Annotated in this window: 24 protein-coding genes; 11 read left to right on the top strand and 13 right to left on the bottom strand. The window is 45.3% G+C overall.

Annotated features, from left to right (window positions below):
- Positions 1-45: 45 nt before the first annotated feature.
- Genes map through dapD form a run of 3 tightly spaced genes read left to right on the top strand, consistent with a single transcriptional unit; the run spans position 46 to position 4341 of the window.
- Entirely contained in the window at positions 46-876 is an 831-nt protein-coding gene (gene map, locus HUB64_RS12530) for a type I methionyl aminopeptidase (protein ID WP_226058787.1), read from the top strand.
- Between the two features lie 33 nt (positions 877-909).
- A complete protein-coding gene (gene glnD, locus HUB64_RS12525; protein ID WP_173245849.1) occupies positions 910-3495 on the top strand; it encodes a bifunctional uridylyltransferase/uridylyl-removing protein GlnD in 2586 nt (861 codons plus the stop codon).
- A 21-nt stretch (positions 3496-3516) separates the two neighbouring features.
- Entirely contained in the window at positions 3517-4341 is an 825-nt protein-coding gene (gene dapD / locus HUB64_RS12520; protein ID WP_028760609.1) for a 2,3,4,5-tetrahydropyridine-2,6-dicarboxylate N-succinyltransferase, read from the top strand.
- Between the two features lie 135 nt (positions 4342-4476).
- On the opposite strand, the gene HUB64_RS12515 is transcribed toward dapD, so the two are convergent.
- From HUB64_RS12515 to HUB64_RS12500, 4 genes are all read right to left on the bottom strand, one after another.
- Positions 4477-6408, bottom strand: coding sequence for an HD domain-containing phosphohydrolase (locus HUB64_RS12515; RefSeq protein ID WP_168823188.1), 1932 nt, complete (start codon positions 6406-6408; stop codon positions 4477-4479).
- A gap of 172 nt (positions 6409-6580) precedes the next feature.
- Positions 6581-7447 (bottom strand): formyltetrahydrofolate deformylase, encoded by an 867-nt coding sequence (purU, locus tag HUB64_RS12510; protein ID WP_173497916.1) that lies wholly within the window; start codon positions 7445-7447, stop codon positions 6581-6583.
- 165 nt (positions 7448-7612) lie between these two features.
- Positions 7613-9094: a PTS transporter subunit EIIC gene (locus tag HUB64_RS12505; protein WP_173497100.1), complete on the bottom strand. Its 1482-nt coding sequence runs from the start codon at positions 9092-9094 to the stop codon at positions 7613-7615.
- On the bottom strand, positions 9046-9510 hold the full coding sequence (locus HUB64_RS12500) for a flavodoxin (RefSeq protein ID WP_113938961.1): 465 nt from the start codon (positions 9508-9510) through the stop codon (positions 9046-9048). The genes HUB64_RS12505 and HUB64_RS12500 overlap by 49 nt, the downstream gene beginning before the upstream one ends.
- A gap of 121 nt (positions 9511-9631) precedes the next feature.
- Here HUB64_RS12500 and HUB64_RS12495 point away from each other — a divergent pair, with 121 nt between their 5' ends.
- Positions 9632-9826 carry a hypothetical protein gene (locus tag HUB64_RS12495; protein ID WP_105249725.1) on the top strand — a complete coding sequence of 65 codons (195 nt, stop codon included), beginning with the start codon at positions 9632-9634 and terminating at the stop codon, positions 9824-9826.
- 121 nt (positions 9827-9947) lie between these two features.
- Here HUB64_RS12495 and truC read toward each other — a convergent pair whose 3' ends face one another.
- Together truC and HUB64_RS12485 are read right to left on the bottom strand one after the other, a co-directional pair.
- A complete protein-coding gene (gene truC / locus HUB64_RS12490) occupies positions 9948-10793 on the bottom strand; it encodes a tRNA pseudouridine(65) synthase TruC (RefSeq protein ID WP_173497099.1) in 846 nt (281 codons plus the stop codon).
- Positions 10780-11100, bottom strand: a complete 321-nt coding sequence (locus HUB64_RS12485) for a YqcC family protein (protein WP_173245855.1) — start codon at positions 11098-11100, stop codon at positions 10780-10782. Before HUB64_RS12485 ends, truC begins: the two co-directional genes overlap by 14 nt.
- Positions 11101-11263: 163 nt before the next feature.
- Between HUB64_RS12485 and HUB64_RS12480 the strand changes: the two genes are divergently transcribed.
- Both HUB64_RS12480 and HUB64_RS12475 read left to right on the top strand, forming a co-directional pair.
- Positions 11264-12277, top strand: a complete 1014-nt coding sequence (locus tag HUB64_RS12480; protein ID WP_107946951.1) for a DUF3549 family protein — start codon at positions 11264-11266, stop codon at positions 12275-12277.
- On the top strand, positions 12274-12660 hold the full coding sequence (locus HUB64_RS12475) for a DUF3301 domain-containing protein (protein WP_105249728.1): 387 nt from the start codon (positions 12274-12276) through the stop codon (positions 12658-12660). The genes HUB64_RS12480 and HUB64_RS12475 overlap by 4 nt, the downstream gene beginning before the upstream one ends.
- A gap of 1730 nt (positions 12661-14390) precedes the next feature.
- Here the strand turns inward: HUB64_RS12475 and HUB64_RS12470 are convergent.
- Positions 14391-14696, bottom strand: a complete 306-nt coding sequence (locus HUB64_RS12470) for a DUF962 domain-containing protein (RefSeq protein WP_168823197.1) — start codon at positions 14694-14696, stop codon at positions 14391-14393.
- A complete protein-coding gene (locus tag HUB64_RS12465) occupies positions 14689-15327 on the bottom strand; it encodes a GNAT family N-acetyltransferase (protein ID WP_131523813.1) in 639 nt (212 codons plus the stop codon). The genes HUB64_RS12470 and HUB64_RS12465 overlap by 8 nt, the downstream gene beginning before the upstream one ends.
- Positions 15328-15477: 150 nt before the next feature.
- On the opposite strand from HUB64_RS12465, the gene HUB64_RS12460 reads away from it, so the two are divergent.
- Entirely contained in the window at positions 15478-15711 is a 234-nt protein-coding gene (locus HUB64_RS12460; protein ID WP_028760620.1) for a DUF2789 domain-containing protein, read from the top strand.
- Between the two features lie 11 nt (positions 15712-15722).
- Here the strand turns inward: HUB64_RS12460 and HUB64_RS12455 are convergent, their stop codons facing one another.
- A complete protein-coding gene (locus HUB64_RS12455; protein ID WP_028760621.1) occupies positions 15723-16130 on the bottom strand; it encodes a DUF3192 domain-containing protein in 408 nt (135 codons plus the stop codon).
- Positions 16131-16294: 164 nt separating this feature from the next.
- Here HUB64_RS12455 and HUB64_RS12450 point away from each other — a divergent pair, with 164 nt between their 5' ends.
- Both HUB64_RS12450 and HUB64_RS12445 read left to right on the top strand, forming a co-directional pair.
- Positions 16295-16678: a hypothetical protein gene (locus tag HUB64_RS12450; protein WP_131523814.1), complete on the top strand. Its 384-nt coding sequence runs from the start codon at positions 16295-16297 to the stop codon at positions 16676-16678.
- A complete protein-coding gene (locus HUB64_RS12445; protein ID WP_173497098.1) occupies positions 16678-17451 on the top strand; it encodes a Zn-ribbon-containing protein in 774 nt (257 codons plus the stop codon). The genes HUB64_RS12450 and HUB64_RS12445 overlap by 1 nt, the downstream gene beginning before the upstream one ends.
- A gap of 94 nt (positions 17452-17545) precedes the next feature.
- Here the strand turns inward: HUB64_RS12445 and syd are convergent, their stop codons facing one another.
- Positions 17546-18196, bottom strand: a complete 651-nt coding sequence (syd, locus tag HUB64_RS12440) for a SecY-interacting protein (protein WP_028760624.1) — start codon at positions 18194-18196, stop codon at positions 17546-17548.
- A gap of 59 nt (positions 18197-18255) precedes the next feature.
- Between syd and queF the strand changes: the two genes are divergently transcribed.
- Positions 18256-19113 carry an NADPH-dependent 7-cyano-7-deazaguanine reductase QueF gene (gene queF, locus HUB64_RS12435; protein WP_105249734.1) on the top strand — a complete coding sequence of 286 codons (858 nt, stop codon included), beginning with the start codon at positions 18256-18258 and terminating at the stop codon, positions 19111-19113.
- Between the two features lie 82 nt (positions 19114-19195).
- Here queF and HUB64_RS12430 read toward each other — a convergent pair whose 3' ends face one another.
- Positions 19196-20137 (bottom strand): LysR family transcriptional regulator, encoded by a 942-nt coding sequence (locus tag HUB64_RS12430; protein ID WP_173245870.1) that lies wholly within the window; start codon positions 20135-20137, stop codon positions 19196-19198.
- A gap of 123 nt (positions 20138-20260) precedes the next feature.
- Here HUB64_RS12430 and HUB64_RS12425 point away from each other — a divergent pair, with 123 nt between their 5' ends.
- Positions 20261-22249 carry an alkyl/aryl-sulfatase gene (locus tag HUB64_RS12425; protein WP_173497097.1) on the top strand — a complete coding sequence of 663 codons (1989 nt, stop codon included), beginning with the start codon at positions 20261-20263 and terminating at the stop codon, positions 22247-22249.
- A 170-nt stretch (positions 22250-22419) separates the two neighbouring features.
- Here HUB64_RS12425 and HUB64_RS12420 read toward each other — a convergent pair whose 3' ends face one another.
- Entirely contained in the window at positions 22420-22965 is a 546-nt protein-coding gene (locus HUB64_RS12420; RefSeq protein WP_173497096.1) for a hypothetical protein, read from the bottom strand.
- 88 nt (positions 22966-23053) lie between these two features.
- A complete protein-coding gene (locus tag HUB64_RS12415) occupies positions 23054-23923 on the bottom strand; it encodes a 4'-phosphopantetheinyl transferase superfamily protein (RefSeq protein WP_173497095.1) in 870 nt (289 codons plus the stop codon).
- Positions 23924-24355: the final 432 nt, after the last annotated feature.

Below are 24355 nucleotides of genomic sequence, written 5' to 3'. Positions count from 1 at the left end.
GCCCTAAAGCACAAATTTTTGCATTAGGTTGCGTGGCCAACAGACATTAAAGACACAAGAGAAAACGCAATGAGTATAGTCATCAAGACCGCTGAAGAAATTGAAAAAATGCGTGCTGCGGGCAAACTAGCCGCACAGGTATTAGAAATGATCGCGCCGCATGTTAAACCGGGCGTGACCACCAATGAGCTCAATGACCTCTGCGCCAAATATACCGAAGAGCAAGGTGCGATTTCGGCGCCGCTTAACTACCATGGTTTTCCTAAATCCATTTGTACTTCTGTAAACCATGTGATTTGCCACGGCATTCCAAACGACAACCCACCATTGAAAGAAGGCGATATCCTCAATATCGACATCACAGTGATTAAAGACGGTTATCACGGCGATACCTCGATGATGTTTTTAATCGGTGAAGTGAGCGCGAAGGACAAACGTCTGTGCCGCATTGCGCAAGAAAGCTTGTATTTGGCTATTCGTAAGGTGCGTCCAGGTTTAAAACTGGGTGAAATTGGCAATACTATCGAAAAATTCATCAAAGCAAGTAAAACAGGCCTTGAGAAATATTCCATCGTGCAAGATTATTGTGGCCACGGTATTGGCTCGGGTTTCCATGAGGAACCTCAGGTTATGCATTACCGTAACGGCGATAACACTGTATTACGCCCAGGCATGTGTTTCACCATTGAACCTATGATCAATGCTGGTCGCCACACGACCATACTCGATCGCGATGATAAGTGGACGGTAACGACCTCCGATGGTAAAAATTCAGCCCAGTGGGAACATACCTTACTGGTGACTGAAAAAGGGGTTGAAGTACTTACCCTGCGTGAGGATGAGGATTTCCCACGTATCATCAATCACGAGCGATAGGCCATACTAACAAGCATAAAAACAAGGGACTCGATGAATATAGCTCTGCTCGCTAAACAATCATTAATCGAACAGAATCAGATTCTTTTGGCCAGTTTTAAGGCTAAAACCCCGATTGAAGAGCTCGTCACGCAGCGCTGTCAATTTGTCGATGCCCTTGTCAAGCAAGCTTGGGAACAGCACGGTCTAAGGGAATATGATATTGCCTTGATTGCCGTGGGCGGCTATGGCCGTGGGGAGCTGCATCCCCACTCAGATGTCGACTTGCTGTTCCTGTTTAATGATATCTTGTCACCCGCCGCCGAAGCGGCACTCAGTCAGTTTATTGCCTTTCTGTGGGATGCCAATCTGGAAATCGGCCACAGTGTCCGTACGTTAAACGACACGATTATCCTCGGCCGTGAAGAAATCACCATAGCCACCAATCTGTTAGAGGCACGATTACTTGAAGGACCCGAATTTTTATTCGATCAACTTTATGATGCGATTCGTCAGAGTGACTTTTGGACTTCAAGCGATTTTTTTATCGCAAAACGGGATGAGCAAAATGCCCGCCATGCCAGAGCCAGTGCCTTCGATTTAGAACCCAATATCAAGAGTTGTCCCGGTGGTCTTAGGGATATTCAAACCATTGCTTGGGTAGCCATGCGTCACTTTGGCGCCGCTCGCCTCGAAGAATTAGTCCAATACGACTTTTTAGAGCCTGGTGAACTAGAAGAGCTGCTCGAATGCCAGCACTTTTTGTGGAAGATACGCTTTGCCCTGCACATGGTGGTCGGTCGCGATGAAAATCGCTTACTCTTTGATGTACAACGCCAAGTTGCCGAACTTATGGGGTATGAAGACGCCACCCAGCTTGCTGTTGAGCAAATGATGAAACGTTACTATCGCACGGTACGCCGAGTGATGGAGCTAAACGAAATGTTGCTGCAGCTGTTTAAACGGGCAACACTGGGCCACACAAAAGCTTTAGAAATTCAATCGATAGATAAACACTACCAGCGCCGCGGCACTTTTATTGAAGCGCTAAGCGATGATCTGTTCGATAGCGGCGAAGAAATTGTGCGGCTATTTTTGTTGGTCGCTAAAAACTCCAACATCAAAGGCATTTACGCGCCAACACTGCGTTCACTGCGCCGTGCAAGACGCGCCCAGCCGCAAGCCTTGCAAGAAAACCCGCTTTGCCGCCAAGCCTTTATGGAAATTTTGCGCCATCCTCGCGGCATTGTTGCCTTGTCTTTAATGCACAAACACGGCGTGTTATCGGCCTATTTACCGGCATGGCGAAATATTGAAGGTCAGATGCAGTTTGACCTGTTCCACGCCTACACAGTCGATGAACATACCCACAGATTGCTGCTCAATATTGAGCGTTTTTCTCAAGCCGAACAAAAAGAAGAATTTCCCTTAGGCTCGATTCTCATCAACCAACTGCCTAAAAAAGGTTTACTCGTATTAGGCGCTATCTTCCACGATATCGCCAAAGGTCGCGGTGGCGATCACAGTAAACTGGGCAGCAGCGATGCCCTCGCCTTTTGTAAGCTGCATGGATTAAATGATCACGATGGCCGTCTAGTCGCTTGGCTGGTTGAAAATCATCTGGTGATGTCTGTCACCGCCCAGCGCCGTGATATTTCCGATCCCGATGTGGTGGCCGACTTTGCCAATAAAGTCCGCGATGCCGTGCATTTAAGCTATCTGTACTGCTTAACGGTCGCTGATATCTGCGCCACCAACGAAAAAACCTGGAACAACTGGAAAGGCTCACTGCTACGCGACTTGTACTTTTCGACCCAAAGAGTGCTCGCCCGCGGTAAAGAAAAACCCGTCGATATTCGTGCCAGAGTGCGTGAATACCAAGCCAAGGCGAAAAAAGAACTGCTGCGCCGCGGATTGAAAGAGAAAGATCTCGATGCCCTGTGGCAACGTTTTAAGGCCGATTACTTTTTACGCCACCAGCCAAATCAAGTCGCGTGGCACGCCGAAGCGATTTTAAAGCACAAACAACAGGATGAGCCCTTAGTCTTAGTGTCCAAACACACCACCCGTGGTGGTACTGAGCTATTTGTCTATTGCCAAGACAGACCTAAATTGTTCGCAACTGTGATGGCGGTACTCGACAATAAAAATATCAACGTCCATGATGCCAACATCATGACCTCAAAAGACAATTATGCCCTCGATACCTTTGTGATCTTAGAGCAGGATGGTGAGCCCGTTAGCCAGCTTTCACGCATCCAAAGTATCCGTAAGGCGCTTGAGAAAGCCCTGTCGAGCGACAGTCCAAAACTGCCGCGCTTTAGAAAACTATCGCGCAAGATGAAACCTTTTAATGTGCCGACACAAGTGAGTTTCCTCGAAAGCAGTCGTCATGGTACAAGTATGATGGAGCTTATCGCCTTAGATTCGCCAGGATTACTGGCAAAAGTCGGGGATATCTTTTACCGTTGCAACACAACATTACTCGCGGCCAAAATCACCACCATTGGTGAGCGAGCCGAAGACTTTTTTATGCTGCAGACTAATGATGGCTTGCAACTTAACGAAACCCAAGAGAATACCCTCAGGGATGCTTTAATCAGTGCCCTGAGTGCAAAGAATATCGAATCAGTTAATTAACGAGACCAGTGGGAGAAGTAAATGGAGGCTTTACGCCAACGTATTGAGGCGGCTTTTGAAGCGCGCGCCGACATCACACCAAGCACAGTTGACGCAGGTGTGCGCAGCGATGTGCAAAATGTCATCAATATGCTCGATAAAGGTGAAGTCCGTGTCGCCGAGAAAATCGACGGACAATGGCATGTGCACCAATGGCTGAAAAAGGCGGTATTACTGTCCTTCCGTATTTTCGATAACGTGGTTATCGATGGCGCCGAAACCAAATACTTCGACAAAGTGCCGTTAAAATTTGCCGAATATGATGAAGCCCGCTTTAAGGCGGAAGCCATTCGTGTAGTGCCTTCGGCAACAGTACGTAAAGGCTCATTTATCGGTAAAAATACCGTGTTGATGCCATCCTATGTGAACTTAGGCGCCTATGTTGATGAAGGCACTATGGTTGACACTTGGGCAACGGTTGGCTCATGTGCACAAATCGGTAAAAACGTGCATTTATCTGGCGGAGTGGGCATTGGTGGCGTACTTGAGCCATTGCAAGCGGGCCCAACTATCATCGAAGATAACTGCTTTATCGGTGCGCGTTCTGAGATTGTTGAAGGCGTTGTGGTTGAAGAAGGCTCAGTGATTTCTATGGGCGTGTATATCGGCCAAAGTACTCGAATTTATGATCGCGAAACCGGCGAAGTGCATTACGGTCGTGTGCCAGCAGGCTCTGTGGTTGTTTCTGGCAACTTACCATCAGCCTGTGGCAAGTACAGCCTCTATGCCGCTATTATCGTTAAGAAAGTCGATGCAAAAACCCGCAGTAAAGTGGGTATCAACGAATTACTGCGTATTGTTGATTAACAGTCACAGCATTTGTTCGATAACATGAGTTCCATAAAAAAGATGCCTAAGGGCATCTTTTTTATTGTCGGTAAAATTTAGCCTACGGTTGCGCTGTCATTATCAGGCTTAAAAATAAAGTGTTTAATAAGACACTTAAATCAAACGCTCTACTTCACGGAATGCATTTCTCGTCATTGCAATGGCCCGCCAGCCGATAATCCCCAATGGCTGCTGCGCTTTGTTCACCACCACAAGATATTCTGAGTCTAGTAAATTCAACTGCAGTAATGCATCTTCCGATGTGGCCACCTCACTGATAATAGGCACTGAATGCTCCATGATCTGATGGGCTTTTTTATGTAAAGATGCCCTATCCAGTTCACGCTCAGCCGCAGTGCCAAGTAATGGGCTAAACCAATGTTCCAGTAAGCGACTCGTGATCACCCCAAGTATCTTATGTTGCTCATCCAATACCACGGCCACCTTAGCATGGGCAGTCGTAAGTAAACGCTTAATATCAACTAACTCATGGTCGAGTGAAATCGTGACTAAAGGTTCAAGCGGCGCAGCGCCGATATGATCGCTAATACTCAACTCTCGATTAATCAAAATCGCTAAACAGGTTTCGACTATCTCAGGATCAAAAAGAGTCCCTTTGCCCGCACGCAATACTTCAGTCATTTTCTCCAGCCCTAACGATGGGCGATAAGGCCTGTGGGACAATATCGAATCGGCAACATCGGCGACGGCAATAATTTTTGCCTCATATAAAATCGCCTTATCCTTTAAGCCCGCGGGATAACCTGAGCCATCGAGCCGCTCATGATGCTGTAAAATCATCTCTTTAATGGGCCAAGGAAACTCCACATCCTCAATAATTTCAGCGCCATGGAGCGGATGGGTCTGTATTAATGCGTATTCTTCTTTTGAAAGTTTTGACGGTTTTGTCAAAATCTGTGATGGAATCGCTAACTTACCAATATCATGAACTAAGGCACCAATCTTCAGCCCTTCTAAACGCAGCGGGTCTAAACCTAATTTCTCACCAATCAAATAACTTAATTGCGCCACCGACTTTTGATGCCCTGCGGTATAGGCATCTTTCAGTTCTAATGCCTCAGAAATAGCACTAATAAGCTGGGTTAACGATTGAGATAATTGCTCTTTTTGCGCTTTAATGATTTTGGACTGCCTGGATACCGCGCGCAATGTGCGTGGTAGTTCAATGCTGTGCCATAAAATGCTGGCAAAAGTCAGTAATGATCTCGCATCATTACGACTATAAGGCTCGTTACGGTCAACCACACACAGCATGCCCACTAAGCGACTGCGAAATAAAATCGGTACCGCCAAGTAACGCCCTCCAAGTAGCAGTTTATCTAAGGGCAAATCCCCTAAGCGCCTTTGGGAATCGGTTTGATTTTGGATGATCGGCTTATAATCTCGCACACATTCGAGCCATACGCGGCTTTCAAGTTCTGACACTTGGGTATTATCTTCAACAAAATCGGCTTGATTCGCCTCTGCGTGGGGATACTCAGAACGCGCGGCGAGTGTGAGTGTTTTTAACTTTTCGTTATGCAACAGAATAAAGCCATATCGACTGCCAGTGAGTGACATCGCCTTAGAAACTGCGACTTTAAATACTTCTTCTTGGGAGGATTTAATCACATCTTCAATGTGTTGCAGCCAAGCATCGCTGGCTTGAATCGCTCGACGATAATCCGAGTGCAACTCCTTCATCTGCGGATCTTCAAAATTGATGTCGGATAGAATCAAGTACCATCCCATTTCAGGCAAAGAATGCAGCGCGAGATGCACACGTATGCCGCGATGATCTTGTAATTGAAAACCTATTTCTTGGCCGCGTCGCCTCACGATATCGGCGCATAGTTCAGCATTAAAAGCACTAAACAATTGGCTAATCGGTTGATTAATGATTTGCGCCGCAGAGCGTTTGCAACGGCTATAAAAGGCTTGGCTCATCCGTAGCACACAAAACTGCTCATCTAGCTGTGCCCAAGATAAATTCAAACTATCGGGCAAGTCTTTCATTCCAACGATAAGGCTTTGACGAGTTGACATCCAGCACTCCGACCTGTAATTCGAGCATGGGTAATACACTATACCGCTATGTTCACCCCAATGTGAGCACTATAAAATCTCCAATAAACATAATGATAGCTGATTTCATGACAGACACGGGTTAAAATAAACGCCGCTGAATGTCATGCCATTGCCACGACTCACCTACATCTTAGAAAACGATCGTTTTATTGCCGTACACGACCACTTGTTCGTTGAGCACTAATTGCAGCGCTTTACTCAATACACTCTTTTCAACATCGCGCCCAGCTCGCGCCATTTCTAAGGCACTATAACTGTGGTCGACGGGAATCACGTCTTGCTTGATGATCGGCCCTTCATCGAGGCAATTATTCACAAAATGCGCCGTCGCACCGATAATTTTCACCCCGCGCTCCCAGGCTTGGCGATAGGGTGCGGCGCCGATAAAAGCAGGTAAAAAAGAATGATGAATGTTGATGATACGATTAGGATATTGCGCCACAAAATCTGGAGTTAGCACCCGCATATACTTAGCCAACACCAGATAATCTGGCTCATATTGTGATACTGCGGCCAACAGTGCTTGCTCGTGTTGAATTCGGTCTAAGCCTTCGTGACTCACCAGATGAAAAGGGATGTTAAACTTCTCTGCCAATTCACGTAGTGCATCATGGTTACCCACCACAGCGGCAATCTCGACACTTAAACCACCATAATAAGCTTTCATTAACAAATCGCCTAAACAGTGCGCTTCCTTTGTAACTAACACCACAATGCGTTTTTTACCCGCGCTAACTAACGTCATATGATTTTGCGTAGGCAGTACGTCACGCAGATCCTGCAATAACAGTTCGCTGTTAAAAATGCCCTCTAATTCAGTTCGCATAAAGAAACGCCCTTGGGCATTATCCACAAACTCACTGTTTTTGATGATATTCAGTTTATGAGTAAAACAAACACTGGTGATTTTAGCGATGAGGCCTTGGGCATCAGCGCAATCCGTCAGTAAGATTTTACGTTCTATGGATGGCGAAGTATTACCGCGAGTTTCAGTCATTTGTTGCAAAGTTGGCTCTCCTATATTGTCTCTACATCGAGTTTGCCATAGCAAATCATGCTGAACAGTATGAAAACCCTATAATGCGAAAATAAAAATGATATTTCAGAGGCTTGAATCAATAAAATGTAAAAATTAAGCAGTTAATTTTGTAAAAACACAATCCTAGCGCCGAGTATCTAAGTAACGCTGCAATACTTTACGCAAGGTTTCGGCCTTAGTGCCATAAACCACCTGCACACCTTTGCCCATAACGATCACGCCCTTAGCGCCCAACTGACTCAAACGCACCTTATTGACTAACTCGGGCTTGTGTACGCTCAAGCGTAACCGTGTCAAACAAGCATTAAGTTCAACGATATTTTCACGCCCGCCGAGCGCCGCAATAATCGCCCGTAAACTTTCTTTGGGTCCTTTACTGTCGTTATGCTCAAGCCTACCGGGAGTTTTCAAATTAAAGGCTAAAATACTCAGTCTAAACAACAGGTAATATATTATGGCGGTTAAAGGCCCAAGGAAAATAAACCAGCTGGCATTACGGGACAATGGAAATAGCAGCGTAAAGTCCACCAGCCCTTGGGAGAATACTATGCTGTGGTGAATATCCAGCATAATACAGACAAAATAAGCGAGCCCAGTGAGTAAGGCGTGAATAATAAATAGAATCGGCGCCACAAACATAAAAGCAAATTCGATAGGTTCAGTCACCCCAGTTAACCAACTGGCCGCCCCCGCCGAGAGCATAATGCCCGCCACGCGATTCCGCTCAGAGGGGTCAGCGCAGCGCCACATTGCCAGTGCAGCAGCCGGTAATCCCCACATTTTAATCAGATAACCACCGGCAAGGTTTCCAGCCTGCGGATCGCCCGCTAAATAGCGCGCCACCTCACCACGAACGACTTCATACCCCAATAACTGGTATTGGCCCACCTCTAAGTAAAAAGGCGCATTCCAAATATGATGTAAGCCAAGGGGAATAAGTAACCGCTCTAATGCGCCATACACGCCAAAGGCGATGGCCGGTTTTTGATAAACCGCCCAGTCGGATACGCGCTCAATCAATAAAGCTAAGGGTGGCCACACATGGGCGAGTACATAACCTAGGCTCATCGCTAGGGGAATAATAAGTAAAGATGCACTGCGACGTCCCTCGAAGAAAGAGAAAATCGCAGGCAAGCGAATATATTGACTCCAACGGACTGCGAGGCAAGTAATACCACCGAGCATCATGCCACCTGCAATTCCAGTATCTAAGGTATCCATTCCTAATAAAGGTTGGGTTGGAAGTCGATACAAATCAGCCAGTGCGGCTAACGTTGCCGTCATCACCCCATAACCAAACACTGCCGAAAAGGCGGCAATGCCTTGATCGCGACAAAAACCAATAGCGACAGCCACGGCAAATAACATCGGCATAATGGCGAAAATGAGTTTGCCCACCGCCAGCATCAGCACTGTCAGCTCTTCGGGCATAAAAGGAATTGGACTAACGGTTAAGCCGAGCATAACCCCAGCGGCGGGTAAAATGGCAATAGGAATAAGCAGCGCTTGGCTTAAGCGCTGGGCAAATTTAAACCACTGTAGATTGACGAAACTACCTAAGCGACGAGCTCGGTTTTGACGACTTGATTCCAGCGTTCTAGCCATTTTATCGCTTCAACCTCAGGTTCCATGGTTTCACAGGCATCAATTTCGAGTAATTCCACCAGCGGCTTAGCGCCAAGTTCACTCAAGAGTGCATCTACAGACTTACCTGCACCGCAGAAAGTCTCATAACTTGAATCACCTAGAGCTATCACACTGTATCTAAGCTCAGGTAAGTAGGGAGCTAAATGTTTAAGATTATGGTACCAAGACTGAATATCATCGGGTAAATCCCCTTGTCCGGTCGTCGAAGTCACCACCACTAACAATTCATCCTGAGGAGGAATAAAGCTTGCTACCTCATTAGGTTGCCACAATGTGACATCGTAACCTAAAACTTGCATTTCTTTCTCTAGGGTTTCAGCGGCAAATTGTGCACTACCATATACAGTGCCAAACACCAGATTCACCTTTTTCATGATACACTCCACATCGCGTTGCAAACCTTATTAGGCTGACCTTACTTTATTGTTCAGCGTATGAGCAAGCTAAGGCGCAAATTTTTTATAAATCAAGCCATTGAGCGTGAGAAAATATCTAATGCGACAGTCCACCCGCCAAAAACACCTCAAGCAGCACCACAAAACAACCCATATTCGACGTAAAAACTACTTCCACTCCGCCCAGCAAAATCTCATATCGCCACTTGCACTCACGTCTGGATTCTCAACCTTAGCTGTCATGATGCAAGAGCTGCGGCCACAAACAGCACAAACGCCACAACTCCTCGATTAAGCAATCCACCTCGTTTTTAATTCGATGACTTTAGTTTCAATAACAAAGCAAAGTGAATGCACTTAATTTTATTCACGCGGCTAAGTTGATATCACCATATCAAGCATTGGCCGCTTGCTGTTCACGCCTCTTGGGCGATGAATAACTCAGCTTGCTGACTCAAGGTCGCCTCATCCCAACCTAGCTCGGCAAACACAGTTTCCCACTCGGACTCAAGCTCGGTTTCTATGCTGAGCCGAGTTTGAGTTATTGGGTGTGTAAAGGTGAGTTTTTTCGCGATAAGCCACAGGCGATTAATACCGAAATGCTCACGAAAAAACGTATTTTGCTTACCGTCGCCATGGGTGGTATCACCGACGATGGGGTGGCGTAAATGTGCCATATGCCTTCTAAGCTGATGCTTACGCCCCGTTTTAGGACTCAAGCGTACCAGTGCGAACCGGCTAGTGGGATATCGGCCTGACTGATACGGAATTTCAGTATTGAGTAACGGCTCATACGCCGTCACAGCCTCCTGCGCCGCTTTATTAGGATCGGCATTCTTATCGCCTAATTCATCCAACTCAACCTTAAGCGCATAATCTAAAATACCGCTCTCATACATATTACCGCGCACTAAAGCCAAATATTGTTTTTCAATCGTATGGGAAGCAAATTGCTCACACAGAGCATTAGCCACTTCACTACTCTTGGCAAACAAGAGCACGCCGGATGTCGGCCTGTCGAGACGATGTACAGGAAACACATGACAGCCCACTAAGTCACGGGTCAGCTGCATGGCAAAAAATCGCTCCCGACGCGCTAAATAACTGCGGTGGACCAATAAGCCTGCGGGTTTATGAATTGCCACTAAGTGCTCATCTTCATAAAGAATTTCAATCTCAGGCGCCTGCTCTTCTGAATCATCCTCTTGGGATACATTCACTGCATTTTCAGGCGTTTCAAGCCAGATATCATCTTGATTCATTTAACAACATATCCAATTCATTCAATACGCTAATTAAAGTTTGGCGCGGGAGCATATCCTGCCAAACATGTTCAGCCATAGGGGCAATCGCAATTTGCGTCGGCAATGGCGCCCCCGTTTCGATTAAAGTCTGCATTCTAGGCAGCAAAATAAACTGCAGCCACTGCTCAAGGGGCATAAGATCACAGGCAAAAGGTGCTGTGCTTGCCATTGCTGCGGCAGAAGGCGCTTGCTCAGACCACAACTCGGCCGCTTGCAGCGCGTGAGTAATCTGAGCCAATTTAGCTTGGGTTTGACTGTATAACATAGCTTTCAGATCCATTCTCATATTAGCCCTGTGTGATTCGAAAACTTCCCACAATTCACTGGCCGAATAGGTCGATTAAAGTGCCGCAATCATACCATCCAGACGCACTTCCCCCTATAATGGCGCCAATTTATTGAGCCTCTTTGATTGATATGGCAGCCAAATGACTGAAATTACAACTTTAAGCCAGTTTTTAACCACAGCCAAAACCCAGTTCCAAGTGTATGATCTTGGCCGTAGGGTGCAACATATTGATATGCTCGCGTTTCACCAAATCGAATCTCTGTCAGCCCCTTATCCTTATCCCATTCAAGGGCATGCACAATTTGCTATTGTCTTTTGGGATGCTAGCCAGCAGCACTTTATTTGGTTTCTAAAACTGGCGTTAGATGAGCAAGGATTACTGTCGCCCGCGCCTCGCTCACAATTTATCGAAATGATATTAGCGGCACTAGGGCAAGATCCCACTCAGCCGCTCAGTGATGAGCAGCAAGAACGACTCGCAAATAATCCCTTTAATTTCAAGCCAAGCCAGGAAAAACTGGCCGTATTTAACGCACTCGTTCGTAAACAACTTGGCCAACGCGCTTCATCACAATACGAGTTTGCCGTGCAATATCTGTCAGGCCAAGTTGCCCCATCACAATGGCAACATATTGGGATGCAAGGCATAGCCGATGTGTGTGTACGCGCAAAAGAATTTGATCATGAGCAGCACTTGGTATCGAGTTTTAATACAGCCGCCATTGAAGTGCAAATCGCCCTATGCCAATGTCTTGAACACTTACTGATTAGCGACACTCTCGCCGATAAGATTCTCGCGAAACTTCAAGACGCAGCGCCAGAACACCAAGCCTATTTCCTTCGCGCTTTGGCTTCTAGCGCCAAACACAGCCAAAAAGCGTTTGCGCATCTACACGGCCAATCCTCTTTAGATACCAATGCCCTCATCAGCATTGCCGGACGTAACTGGTCGGTATTAAAACAAGATTCAAGTCGCAGTCTTTACTTAGAAGCTCTGGCACTGCAGCCCCAAGCCTTTTTTAATCAGGTCTTTGCTGATATTGTGGCAATTCCTAGTTTGCGCAATCAACTACTAGGCGAATTAAGAAATCCCAATCGAAGTGTTCAACTATCACAAGCCATAGGTGGTTTGTTTAAGGCAGCTAGCAAATGATGTCAGATTTACTGTTAATTATTGGCCTCGTCGTGATTGCCGCATTCTTTTGGCAACTACGCCAAATGGCAGAGTTGAGCCGTATTTTTGCCGAAAAAGAATGTTGGCGACAAAAAGTGCAACTGTTAGCCATTGCTATGGAAACTGCCCGCCCTAGCATTGGCGGCACGACGGGGATCTGCTGGAAGGCGAAATATTTATTTGAATTCAGCACCGACGGCATTAACCAATACCGTGGCCATATTTGGATGCAAGGCAAGAAAATTCAAAAGATTGAATGGCCTATCTTCCCAGAGCCCGAATGGCATGAAGCGCCGACGTCACAGGGTAAGTTTGGCGGGTGTGGTACGCAAAGTGGTTGTAACTCAGGCAAATGCCATTAAGCTTTTATCGACAATGTTGGCTCAAATAAAATGTGAGCCAGAATTGAGAATAATCAGTCATTCTCTGGTGCTACAAAATAACTCACTGTAAAAGTTAAAAAAGAAAGGGCGCGGCCCTAAAGCCACGCCCTCCTATTCTCTGTTAAGCTATCCCGCTATTTTTGTGCTCCCTGCACCATCCATGCGTCAATCTGCGTCCTGCTTCATCCCTGCTCAATCCTTGAGGTCCTTGTACTCATGTACTTCCCTATCTCTTGGTCATCCAGTCCCAAGCTTGCTCTTTCCTGAGCGGTTCCATCATCATCCATGAAACGGGTATTGCATCCATTCAATTGCACTCCCTGTGCCATTGCCATCCTATGCAATGAGTCTATCAATCCTTGATAGTCTCCCTTCCTTGGTATTGGCTCTCTTTCATCCTGAAAGGCCTATATCCCTATCTTTCCTTAAGTCACATTCCTTAGTCACTGTTCGATCATCCTGATCGCCAACATCCTGTTGCCCGCAATTCCTTCTACAAGATGAATTCTACGCCAACCAACGAAAGTACTCATTGTGGATTATTTAAAATGTTAACAAAAATGGTGAGCTCAACTGATAACAAACAGGTTAACCTACTGATATGAATATAAATAATAACAACCCCCAAGACATAACCATCCTTTGAACCTACAAATTACTTACATACTTGTAGGAGATCTCTTACACGGAAGATGGCAATTCGAATCAAAAGTAAGCAAAACGCTAGATGTCTCCCCTGAGGACTTATGCATAAACCGCTATCGCTCAAAATTCGACAAGCATTCGGCGCATGACCAGAACACAGACAACACAGAGAGTAAATCATTGGGCAATAAGAGAAGTAGGACTGGTGAACATGCTTTACGGTGAGAAGTCTTTAAGCAGAGTTAAGATAAAGTCTGTGTGAATAGCGTTATAGCTTGGCAAAGCCAGATTAATGCTGAAAATGAACCAAAGAAAAGGGCGCAACTAAAGTGCGCCCCATTTATCCTTTGTAAGCCGTCCTGCTCGATTTGTGCTCCCTGCACCATCCATGCGTCTGCTTGCGTCCTGCGTCGTCCCTGTAATCCCTTTTCGTCCCTGTGTATCAAACTTACGTGAGATAACACTCAGTCCCTTGACCTGTAAATCCTTTTTACAGAGCCTGTCACTTCCTATGACGTATTCCTATTGCATCCTGCAAAATTTATTTTCCATAGATTAGTACAAGCTGTTCACCCTTATACTTTATCCTTATCTCGACACATCCTGTTTCGAGTTCATGCTTAATCCTTAAGCGTGTCCTGTATTCTTCCTGAAATTCATCATCCTGACGATACAACTCACTGTCCCTAATCATCCTTGAAAAGCAATCCTGCTTTTCCTTAGCCTATCCGAGGCGAATGACAGTTTTCCTACCGTCAGCGATTTCAACCTTGAAATCTTAATTCGTTGCTTCTTGCGTCCCTTTGGCCTGTTTCGCTTTCCTTGCTATCCATTTGCTTTGGCCATGAGTGAATTCTACGTTAACCCTAACTTTTTTGTTCGGCTCAAAGAACGGACTACAAAATTAATTACGGACCAACCAAAGAAAAACAAATACAACCCAATGATTCTATTTAAAATTAAATATTATAGGACAAAAAACAATCAAAAAGAAAACATTATGTCCTACAACGTTTGTAAGCGATCTCTCACACGGGCATGGGCATCTCACTCGAGCAGTTTTTTTAACGTTTAAAAAAGCGGCGAATCATCTGCGCAAACATCACCCAATCTGCCATCAAACTGTAAAAAGGATACTGAAATGTCGCGGGTCGATTCTTCTCAAATACGAAGTGTCCCACCCACGCAAAACCATAACCAACAATAGGAATGAACCAACATAGCCACCAGGCTTGTGAAACCAAGGCAATGCCAATCAGCAGCAGAACTAAACAACTGCCAACAAAGTGTAATTGCCGACAAATCGGGTGCTGGTGTTGGGATAAATAGAAAGGATAAAAATCGGCGAAACGTTTATAAGAGTTAGTCATCTTGTTGAACCGAATAGAATAAAAGTTGGCCATGAATACTGCCAATACTCAGCTCGCCTATGGATACAAAGTCATGCTGAGTAAACAGTTGCAAGTGGTTCTCCTGAGCGATAAACACACCAATGCCATCCAAATCAGGCTGCTCATCACACCAACTCACCACAGCTTGTACTAACTTATGTCCAAGTCCTTTGTGCTGTTCATTTGGTGCAAGAGCAATAAACTGCAAAATACCGCAGTGCTTACTGGGTAAAAGTTCAATAATACTGGACTCTTTGTTCATTAGCGCTTGAGTCGATTGCCAACCTGTACCTAACAACATCTTTAAGCGCCAATGCCAATAACGCCCTTCCCCTAAAGGCACTTCTTGAGTAACTACACAGGCTAACCCAAAGAGTCTTTCATGGTCGAATAAACCAATGAGGGCTTGTTTTTGTTGCCATAACGTATTTAGTTCTTCCCTGATTGCGGCGCGCAATTTTTGCTCATAAGCGGCTTTGTCTGAGGTAAAGAGTGAATCGACAAAAAAAGGATCATCATGGTAAGCGTTATAGAGAATAGAAGCGGCAATGCGTAAGTCTTCCGCGGTCAAATAGACTGCGCGGCAGTCCTCCAGAATTTCATTGTCCATCGTTAGCATTCCTTGACTTAGCTCACACTTTTTTATGCGTAACTGTTAATCTACCAAGGAAACTAAAAAGTGCAAATTTTAATCATAGATTGCATTTTTCAATCAGGCGCTTACTCTAAACGAAGGCACTATACTGAAAAGGAAATAATGATGGATACAACTCCAGTAGACTTAAGCCACTTGTTTGAGCAACTCGGTTTAGACAGTAGCGACGAGGCCATAGCGCAGTTTATTGCAACCCATGATATCGACCATCACATCCATTTAAGCCAAGCGCCCTTTTGGACCCCAGCCCAAAAGAGCTTTATCATTGAAGGTTTAGAAGCCGATGCCCTCTGGACTGAGCCCATTGAGCAATTAGACACTCAGCTACGTAAACGATAAGACTCGTTGGTTCAGATTTTACCGTAAGCCGTTTCACCCCAACCCACTAAGGCATTGTTGCTCAGCACGATAGGCGTGCATTCATCCTTAGTGGTTTTTCCATCGCCATTATTACGCTGGGTACGATAAAACAACACTAAGACTTCTTTATTGGCTTCACCTTGTTGAGCACTTTGTTGAATATAGGCTTCACTAAAATCAGCGGTGCCCATTAAGATCATCACTTGGTCTTTAGGCATACCTAAGCTCAGCTTGGTTAAGTTAGTGCGATTTTTATCCTGCACTTTCTCCCAAGATTCGCTGCTATCCCAGCCCGATTCTCCATCACCGACATTGACCACGCAGCCGCTAAGACCTAAGCTTGCGAGCCCTAAAAAAGTGATGGCGATAAGTTTGTTATTCAATTTATGGTTCATCATGTGACATCCTGTGTAATTATTATTGAAGCTTAAAAAATGGTATTTCGGCTGGACAATAAGCAAAATAAATGCCACAAGACAACACACTGTTTTTAAATGAAAAAATTAATTATTATTTTAAAATTGGTTTAAACAATTCAACAAATTAAGGAATTTTGCTAATTATGAGTCCCCTTGACCAAGTATTAGCGGCCGCACGTTCGCTCGAAGCCTGCGGTAAAGTACCGAGCCTTGCCTTAATTAAAACCCGTTTAGGTAGTAGCCTACCTTTACCTATATTGATCCAAGGCTTACAGCAATTTAAATCTATGCCTAAGGCGGATCGCGAGCGTTTAGCTGAGTTGCAAACTATCAGCCCTACAACTGACACTCCCGCAACTAACGATACCTTAACCCTTGCAGTGCTCGCCGAGCGCCTGCAGATGCAACAGGCGTATTTTGAACGTCATGCTGAGCAGCAAAAAACAGAAATAATGCAATTAAAAAACGAACTGCTTGAACTTAAACAACGCATCAACTTATTAGAAATCCAAGGAAAAACAGCTTAATGTTTGTCACTGAACTGCGCTTCGAATGCTTCGCCGACACCACGATATCTGCCGCCGAGAAGGCCATCAATCAGCTCCTTGAAGCCTATCGAGCTAATGGCCAAATCTTAGGACGAGAATTTGCGGTCGCCTTTAATGACGGTGAGTTTAGAGTGCGTTTATTGATGCCAGAGAAAAACAGTTTAGCGCACAAATATCACAGCCCTTGGGTCAAAAAAGCCTTAGTAGAATTAACCGACGCTAAACTACTCGCGCCGCGGGAAAAGTTTATTGGTCAGGATATCAATTCTGAAGTAAGTAATACCGAAACACCCAGCTGGCAACTGCTATATACCAGTTTTGTGCATATGTGCTCGCCCCTACGCAGCGGCGACAATTTATTGCCCATTCCCCTGTACCGTATACCCGCAACCTTTAATGGCGATCATAAACGTATTATCCGTTGGCAGAGCGAATGGCAAGCCTGCGACGAGCTGCAAATGGCAGCGGCCACCAAGGCAGAATTTGCCGCGCTAGAGGAATTATCGAGTTCTGACAGTGATTTATTTCGCAGAGGTTGGGATTTGCGCGGTCGTATCGAATATCTCACTCAGATCCCGACCTATTACTACTTATATCGCGTTGGCGGCCAAGATTTGGCCTCAGAAAAAACGCGACCTTGCCCACGTTGTGGCAGTCATGATTGGAAACTCGATGAACCTTTATTGGATATGTTTCATTTTCGCTGCGAGCCTTGCCGCATAGTGTCGAATCTGTCTTGGGATCATCAATAACATCTGTTTATCCCTTGCAAAACTCAACCTAAGATAAGCCACGCTTAGGTTGAGTTAATACTTAGGTTGATAATAAAAATGTCGCTCACAGAAGTTAACGTTTACCGAAAAGGTTTTGCCACATACGTTTAAAACTGGCGAAAATACCAGGATGTTCTAATGCGGGCATAGGTAGTTCTTCATGTTTAACGGGTGGTGCTATCCGTGGCGATAATGCTTCAATAAACGCAGTCAAACTCGAGGACAATTGCTCAGATTGCACTTCACCAGGGATTTCAATCCATACGCTACCATCACTGTTATTGATGGTGAGCATTTTATCTCCCTCATCTAACAGACCGATAAACCAAGTCGGTGACTGTTTCAGTTTTTTCTTCATCATCAGATGACCAATCAAGTTTTGTTGCAGGCAGTTAAAATCGTCATCATTCCAGACTTGCAGTAACTCCCCCGTGCCCCACTTAGAGTCAAATAATACTGGTGCGGAGAAATAATGACCGTAAAAATCATTGATCTCTGGCCATAAAGTTAACTCCAGTGCATGCTCTACATTGGCGAAACTGCCTTCAACTTTGCGTTTCACTGGCTGCCAAGAAACAGCCTGTTCAAGATCCGGTTGAAATTCGCCTTGAATACACACAGAAGGCTCACCCTGTGGGTAATAACGCGGTAGTTCACCTAAACTCGTTAAGTAAGCTTGATGATAGTTTTGCAAAAATTTATCGAGTGCGGGCAGACAAGACACTTAAGCACAATCCAATTTCAGGTATAATGTGCGCCTATTTTGACATGGAAACAGTATTGATGACACAGAATCACGATCCCTATAGTGATGCGCAAGCGCTTGTTGGCCTGACTTTAGGTAAAGCCACCGACTACCAAGCCGAGTATGATGCGTCGCTGCTGCAAGGGGTTCCACGCTCACTAAACCGTAATGCTATTGCACTCACTGGGACGTTACCGTTTCATGGTGCCGATATCTGGACGGGTTATGAGCTGTCTTGGTTAAATGCCAAAGGTAAGCCTATGGTGGCCATAGCTGAATTTCATTTAAGTTATGAAAGCCTGAATCTGATTGAGTCGAAATCGTTCAAACTGTATCTCAATAGCTTTAATCAAACCAAGTTTGATAGCCTAGATTCACTGCAAAAAACCTTAGTGCAAGACTTAAGTCAGTGTGCTCAAGGTGATGTTAGCGTTAAGATTATCGAGCCCAAAAGCTTTGGTATTCAGCGTATTATTGAGTTACCAGGCACTTGTATTGACGATCTCGATATTGAAGTCAGCGATTATAGTTTTAATCCTGATTACTTAGTTAACAGTACAGACGATAAGCAAACGGTCGCGGAAACACTTAATTCAAACCTGCTGAAATCCAACTGTTTGATCACTTCGCAACCCGATTGGGGCAGCGTGATGATCCGTTATCAAGGCCCTAAAATCGATCGCGAGAAACTGCTGCGCTATTTGATTTCTTTCCGCCAACATAACGAATTCCACGAGCAATGTGTCGAGCGAATTTTCGTCGATTTAAAACGTTTTTGCCATTGCACTAAATTGACAGTTTACGCCCGCTACACGCGTCGCGGTGGTTTAGATATCAACCCTTATCGCAGTGACTTCGAGCAACCTGGTGAAAGCCACAGACTCGCAAGACAGTAATGACCTTCTTAGGCGATTAGATTAACAATCTGAGATAGAAAATAAAATTTAAAAACTGCAACAAAGCTCTGAATCGCTAGCCCTAGCTGCTCGCTAGATTCAGAGCTTTTTTATTCACAGTATTTGCACTCGCATTGAGCAATAAACGCCGTAGCCATTGGTGGCTCGGGTTTTGGGTATATTTACTGCTCCACACCATATACAAATCAATTGGCCTTGTTTTCAGGGGCATAGGTAAAATCTGTAAGCCGAACATCTCAGCGTACTGACTGGCGTACCGCAAAGGCGCTATGCCTATCGTCTCACTTTTGCCGACAGTTGCAAACATACTCAATAAAGATGATTGCTCACTGTACATTTTGCGCCTTGGTAACACGCCTTCGGTAAACAAATCCCCTGCAGTCAAATTAAAACGCCGCATATTTAAAAAGACGTGTTTCTCCTCAAAATACTGCCCATGGGTGATAGCACCTTGAATACGAGGATGCTGCAAACTGACGATACAAACGAGGGTTTCGGTGAAGAGTAATTTGCTCGAGAGCAAACTTTGCTGCGCGGGCTTAATGTCTATGGCAACGGCGACCCGCTCAAGCAAAATATCGCGATATAGCTCATCCTCCTGCGGCGGCGACTCGCGGAAAATGACTTCAATATCCGCATTCTGTAATAAAGCCTGCACGCCTGATTGCAGCGCTTCGATAACCGACTCATTAGCATATACATAAAAGCGCCGCTGGCTCGAGTTGGGATCAAAATGCTCAAACCCCAGTAATACGGTTTCAATATCCGCCATGGGCTGCTCAAATTTACGGTACATCTCCCGTGCCACCGATGTAGGCTCAATTCCCCGTCCAACTCGATTAAACAGCGACTCCCCGACCCAAGCCCTGAACCGGCTTATCGCATTGCTCACGGAAGACTGAGTTAAATCTAACTCCTGCGCCGCTTGGGTGAATGAACGAGTACGGTAAACCACCATAAACACGCGTAATAAATTTAAATCTAATGGCTTTCGTGTCGGCATAAGGGAGCGCACTCATTCACTATATGAATATTACAACCCAAGCTAACTCGAGTTATCTAAATACACAAGCTGGCTATACTCAAACCATCAACGACACTATCCCACTTTTTAGTAGGTAAAATAATGCAAAAATCTTTGATGACAATGAGTATTATCGCAAGCTTCTCTTTAAGCGCCGTGGCCGCGGAACACGAGCATGAACATATTAGCCTGCACTATCAGGGAAAGCCTGCCACCGAGCAAACCATTGCGGTAAACAAAGCCACGGCAGCAAGCCTTAATTTTGCCGATAAAAAAGCCTTTGAAGAGTTTTCTAAAAATCTTATTGCTGAACTAGATGAACCAACAGCAGCCATTTTACGTGCCGATTTCAGCTTTATTGGCGACAAAACCCCAGACACAGTAAACCCTTCACTTTATCGCCAAGCCCAATTGAATATGGTGTCTAACGGCTTATACAAGGTCACAGATGGCATTTATCAAGTGCGTGGCACCGACTTATCGAACTTAACCCTTATCCGCGGTAAAACAGGCTGGATCCTTTATGACGTACTGCTGACCAAAGAGTCAGCAAAGCAATCCCTTGAGTTTGCGCTTAAACACTTGCCCGAGGGCAATGACTTACCCGTAGTCGCAATGATTTATTCCCACAGTCATGGAGATCATTTTGGCGGATCCCGCGCCATCAAAGACATGTTCCCAAACGTCAAAGTCTATGGTTCCAATAACATCACCAAAGAAATTGTCGACGAAAACGTCCTCGCTGGTAATGCCATGAGCCGCCGCGCCGCCTATCAATACGGCGCAACATTAGAGCGAAACGATCAAGGCATTGTCGATGCCGCACTTGCTAAGGGATTATCCAAAGGCGAAGTGACCTACGTTAAACCCGATGTCACCTTAAATGCCAAAGACAAGTGGGAAACACTCACCATTGATGGTATCGACATGGTGTTTATGGATGCCTCAGGCACAGAAGCCGCCTCGGAAATGGCCACCTATATTCCCTCAATGAAAGCATTGTGGACCGCAGAGCTCACCTACCACGGCATGCACAACATTTATACCTTACGCGGGGCAAAAGTTCGAGATGCGATAAAATGGTCTAAGGATATCAACGAATTACTGACCCATTTTGGTAATGATGCACAGGTTATATTCACTGCCCACTCAGCCCCCGTATTTGGCAATACTGATATAAACCAATACTTAAGAATGCAAAGGGATAACTATGGCCTAGTGCATAATCAAACCCTGCGTTTAGCCAATAATGGCGTGGGTATTCAAGATATTGGCGATGCGATTCAAACCACTATCCCTAAGGCTGTGCGCGATACTTGGTACACCAATGGTTACCATGGCACCTACAGCCATAATGCCAAAGCCGTGTACAACATGTACCTTGGCTATTTCGATATGAATCCCGCCAACTTAAACCCACTACCGACAAAAGATGAAGCGGCAAAATTTGTGGAGTATATGGGCGGAGCTAAAGCCGTAGTGAAACACGCCAAAGCCGACTATGCCCAAGGCGAATACCGTTTTGTGGCCACCGCACTCAATAAGGTCGTGATGGCAGAACCTAATAATAAAGAGGCAAGACAATTACTTGCCGATACCTATGAGCAACTGGGTTATCAAGCCGAAGGGGCTGGCTGGCGCAACATTTACCTCACTGGCGCCCAAGAGTTACGCGTAGGCATTCAACCCGGCGCGCCTAAATCGGCCTCAGCAGATATTTTAGGAGAAATGGAAATATCGACCCTATTTGACTTCCTCGCCGTAAAAGTCGATAGCCTCAAAGCTGCTGAACTTGGGCTAATCAGGCTTAATGTGATTAACCCCGACACCCAAGAAACGCTCTATGTTGAACTAAGCAACGGTAATTTAAGCAATATTAAGGTTGATAAACCGATAGAGGCCGATGCCAATCTTTATATTGATAAACGCTATATTACGGGGATTTTACTCGGAAAAGTCACACTTAAAGAGTTACTGGCTAAGGGTACTGCCAAGTTAGAAGGTGATAAAGATGCCTTCGGTAAGATAGCGTCGACCTTAGTAAAGTTCGATGAAAGCTTTGAAATCGTCCCACTACCAAGCACGAAATAACCAAATCAACGCCCTGAACCTTCAGGGCGTTTTTATGGAAAAATCACACTAGCACTAACCATTCTGACACTTGGCGAGTCGTGTTCTGTAAGCAAGAGTGAAGTACGGATAGCCATTTGCACGACATGTTCTCTCGTGCAATCTTTAAAGGCCAGATTAAAGTAAGAAAATTAATTCGCAGACTCTGGCGTTGGGACTGAAGTTTTGCACTCAAGCAATAACTGCTGAAAATGCGCGCCTAAGTCTTGCTGGGCAAATTGCTCGCTCGCGGTCACCATTTGCTTAAGGCTTTGTAAGGCTTGATCTAAACCTTGTTGCTCGATAAGACTTTTAGCATAAGCCGCCGCATCGGCGCCCTTTTGTAACAAGCTCGCGACCTGATCAAAACTGATGTCTTGCTCCATTACTTTCTGTAAGTCACCCAGCAGTTCTGCCACCTTAGCAGACTCCACCAGCGAGCCTTCAACATTGACTAACTTACCCAGCGGATCTTGGCTGAGTTTTTCAGCCACACAGGCCGAAACTGTGCCTGCTGCCGCGCTTTGAGCCACAACATCTAAGCCATTGGTACGAATTTGCTCAACCACTTGCTGCAACTGTGGATCTTGGGCTAACCAAGCCTGCTCCAATTGCTGCTTTTCATCGCCACCAAAATAACCACAACCAGATAGCAACACCATCATAGTGGCAGGTATTAGGCACTTAATCCGTTTCATTGTTAAACCTCATTTATTTCATTCAAATTCAAAATATTATGGGCGTGACTATACCCAGCAATGTTTAACCGAAGATGAATAAGACAAGTTAACCATAATCGGCAAGTAAGGCTTCTATGTTGCTCAGTTGCGCCGTTAGCATTATGGAAATCTCGGTGTTACCAGCATGCCCTAAGCTCACGGCAAAACGGTATTCCTCGGTCAAACGCCCAAAATAGGTTTGCCAATACAATGAACTTGCATCAATGGTTTGCAGCGGAATATTAGGATAGACACTCAGCAAAGGCGCTACACCACAGAACGGCATCAACGCTGCATCTTGGCATCTAAGCTCAACCGATCCGGCCACCAATTGCTCGAATGGCTTAAGATGAAAGCCGAAGGATTTAAGCGACTGCGCTAAACCTAGGCCAGTCGCCTTAATATAGGATTCCTTTAACGCCCATAAATCGAAAAAGCGCTGCCGCTGACTCGCTTCATCGACAAGGGTCAACAAAGCCGCAGTTTCTTGGGCGGAAAAATAATGATTTAGGATTGGATAGATATCCGTCTTCGGCCGCGATCTTTCAATATCGACCCCAAATAAACCAGACTCAACACCATGAAACTGAGCCACACCAATCAATAACCAATCGCCGCTATGGCTTAAGTTAAACTCAAGCCCCGTTTGCTGTTGCAATTTTGCCGTTAAACTCGGCTTACCCTTAGCGCCATATTCAAAACACCACTCGTGTGGCGATAAATCCGCATAGCGAGATAACACGGCCCGCAACGCTGCCCTGACCTGTAATCCCTTCATTTGCGCCTTGGGATCGCGATAACGCGCGACCTTGGCGAGTTCATCATCACTTAACCAAGACTGAGCGAGTGATGTTTGCGGCAATGAAATATCACTCAGTGGAATAAAAAATAGATCCACATTCACGCCGTTTTTGCTAGATGTTCTGGAGTCGGTCATTTGAGAGCCTTGCAGGACAAAGCCTTGCGGCTGATGGTTATCATTGTCTGGCTTTTTGGAGAGCACTTAGCAACATTCTTATCTGGGTTCATTTTTGTCTAGGTTCATCATTATCTGAGTTCATTATGCATCTTAAATAGTTTCAACTAAGCCCGAGTTCAATTCTGAGCAACTCTCTAATTAGAGCAATTCTTAGAACGACCCTGAACGCCATCCTAAGCGTAAATTTTTGCTGCAATTGCGCCAAGGTTTTGCGCCCAAATTAACAGGTTTAGCCGCACAGTCTCATTAATGACGAAAGGGACGTAAGCCAATATTGGGCTATTTTACCCCGCGAACTCAAAAAAGCGGCCTTTATCGCCCCTAAAAATTTAATTCTTCCACTATCAAAGTATTAAAAAGCCCAAGCGGTCAGCGAAAACCCAACATAAC

This window comes from Shewanella sp. ISTPL2, from assembly GCF_013283205.1.
Taxonomy (GTDB): Bacteria; Pseudomonadota; Gammaproteobacteria; order Enterobacterales; family Shewanellaceae; genus Shewanella; species Shewanella oncorhynchi.
The sequence above is the reverse complement of the archived record's forward strand: the minus strand, read 5'-3'. Positions and strand labels throughout refer to the sequence as shown.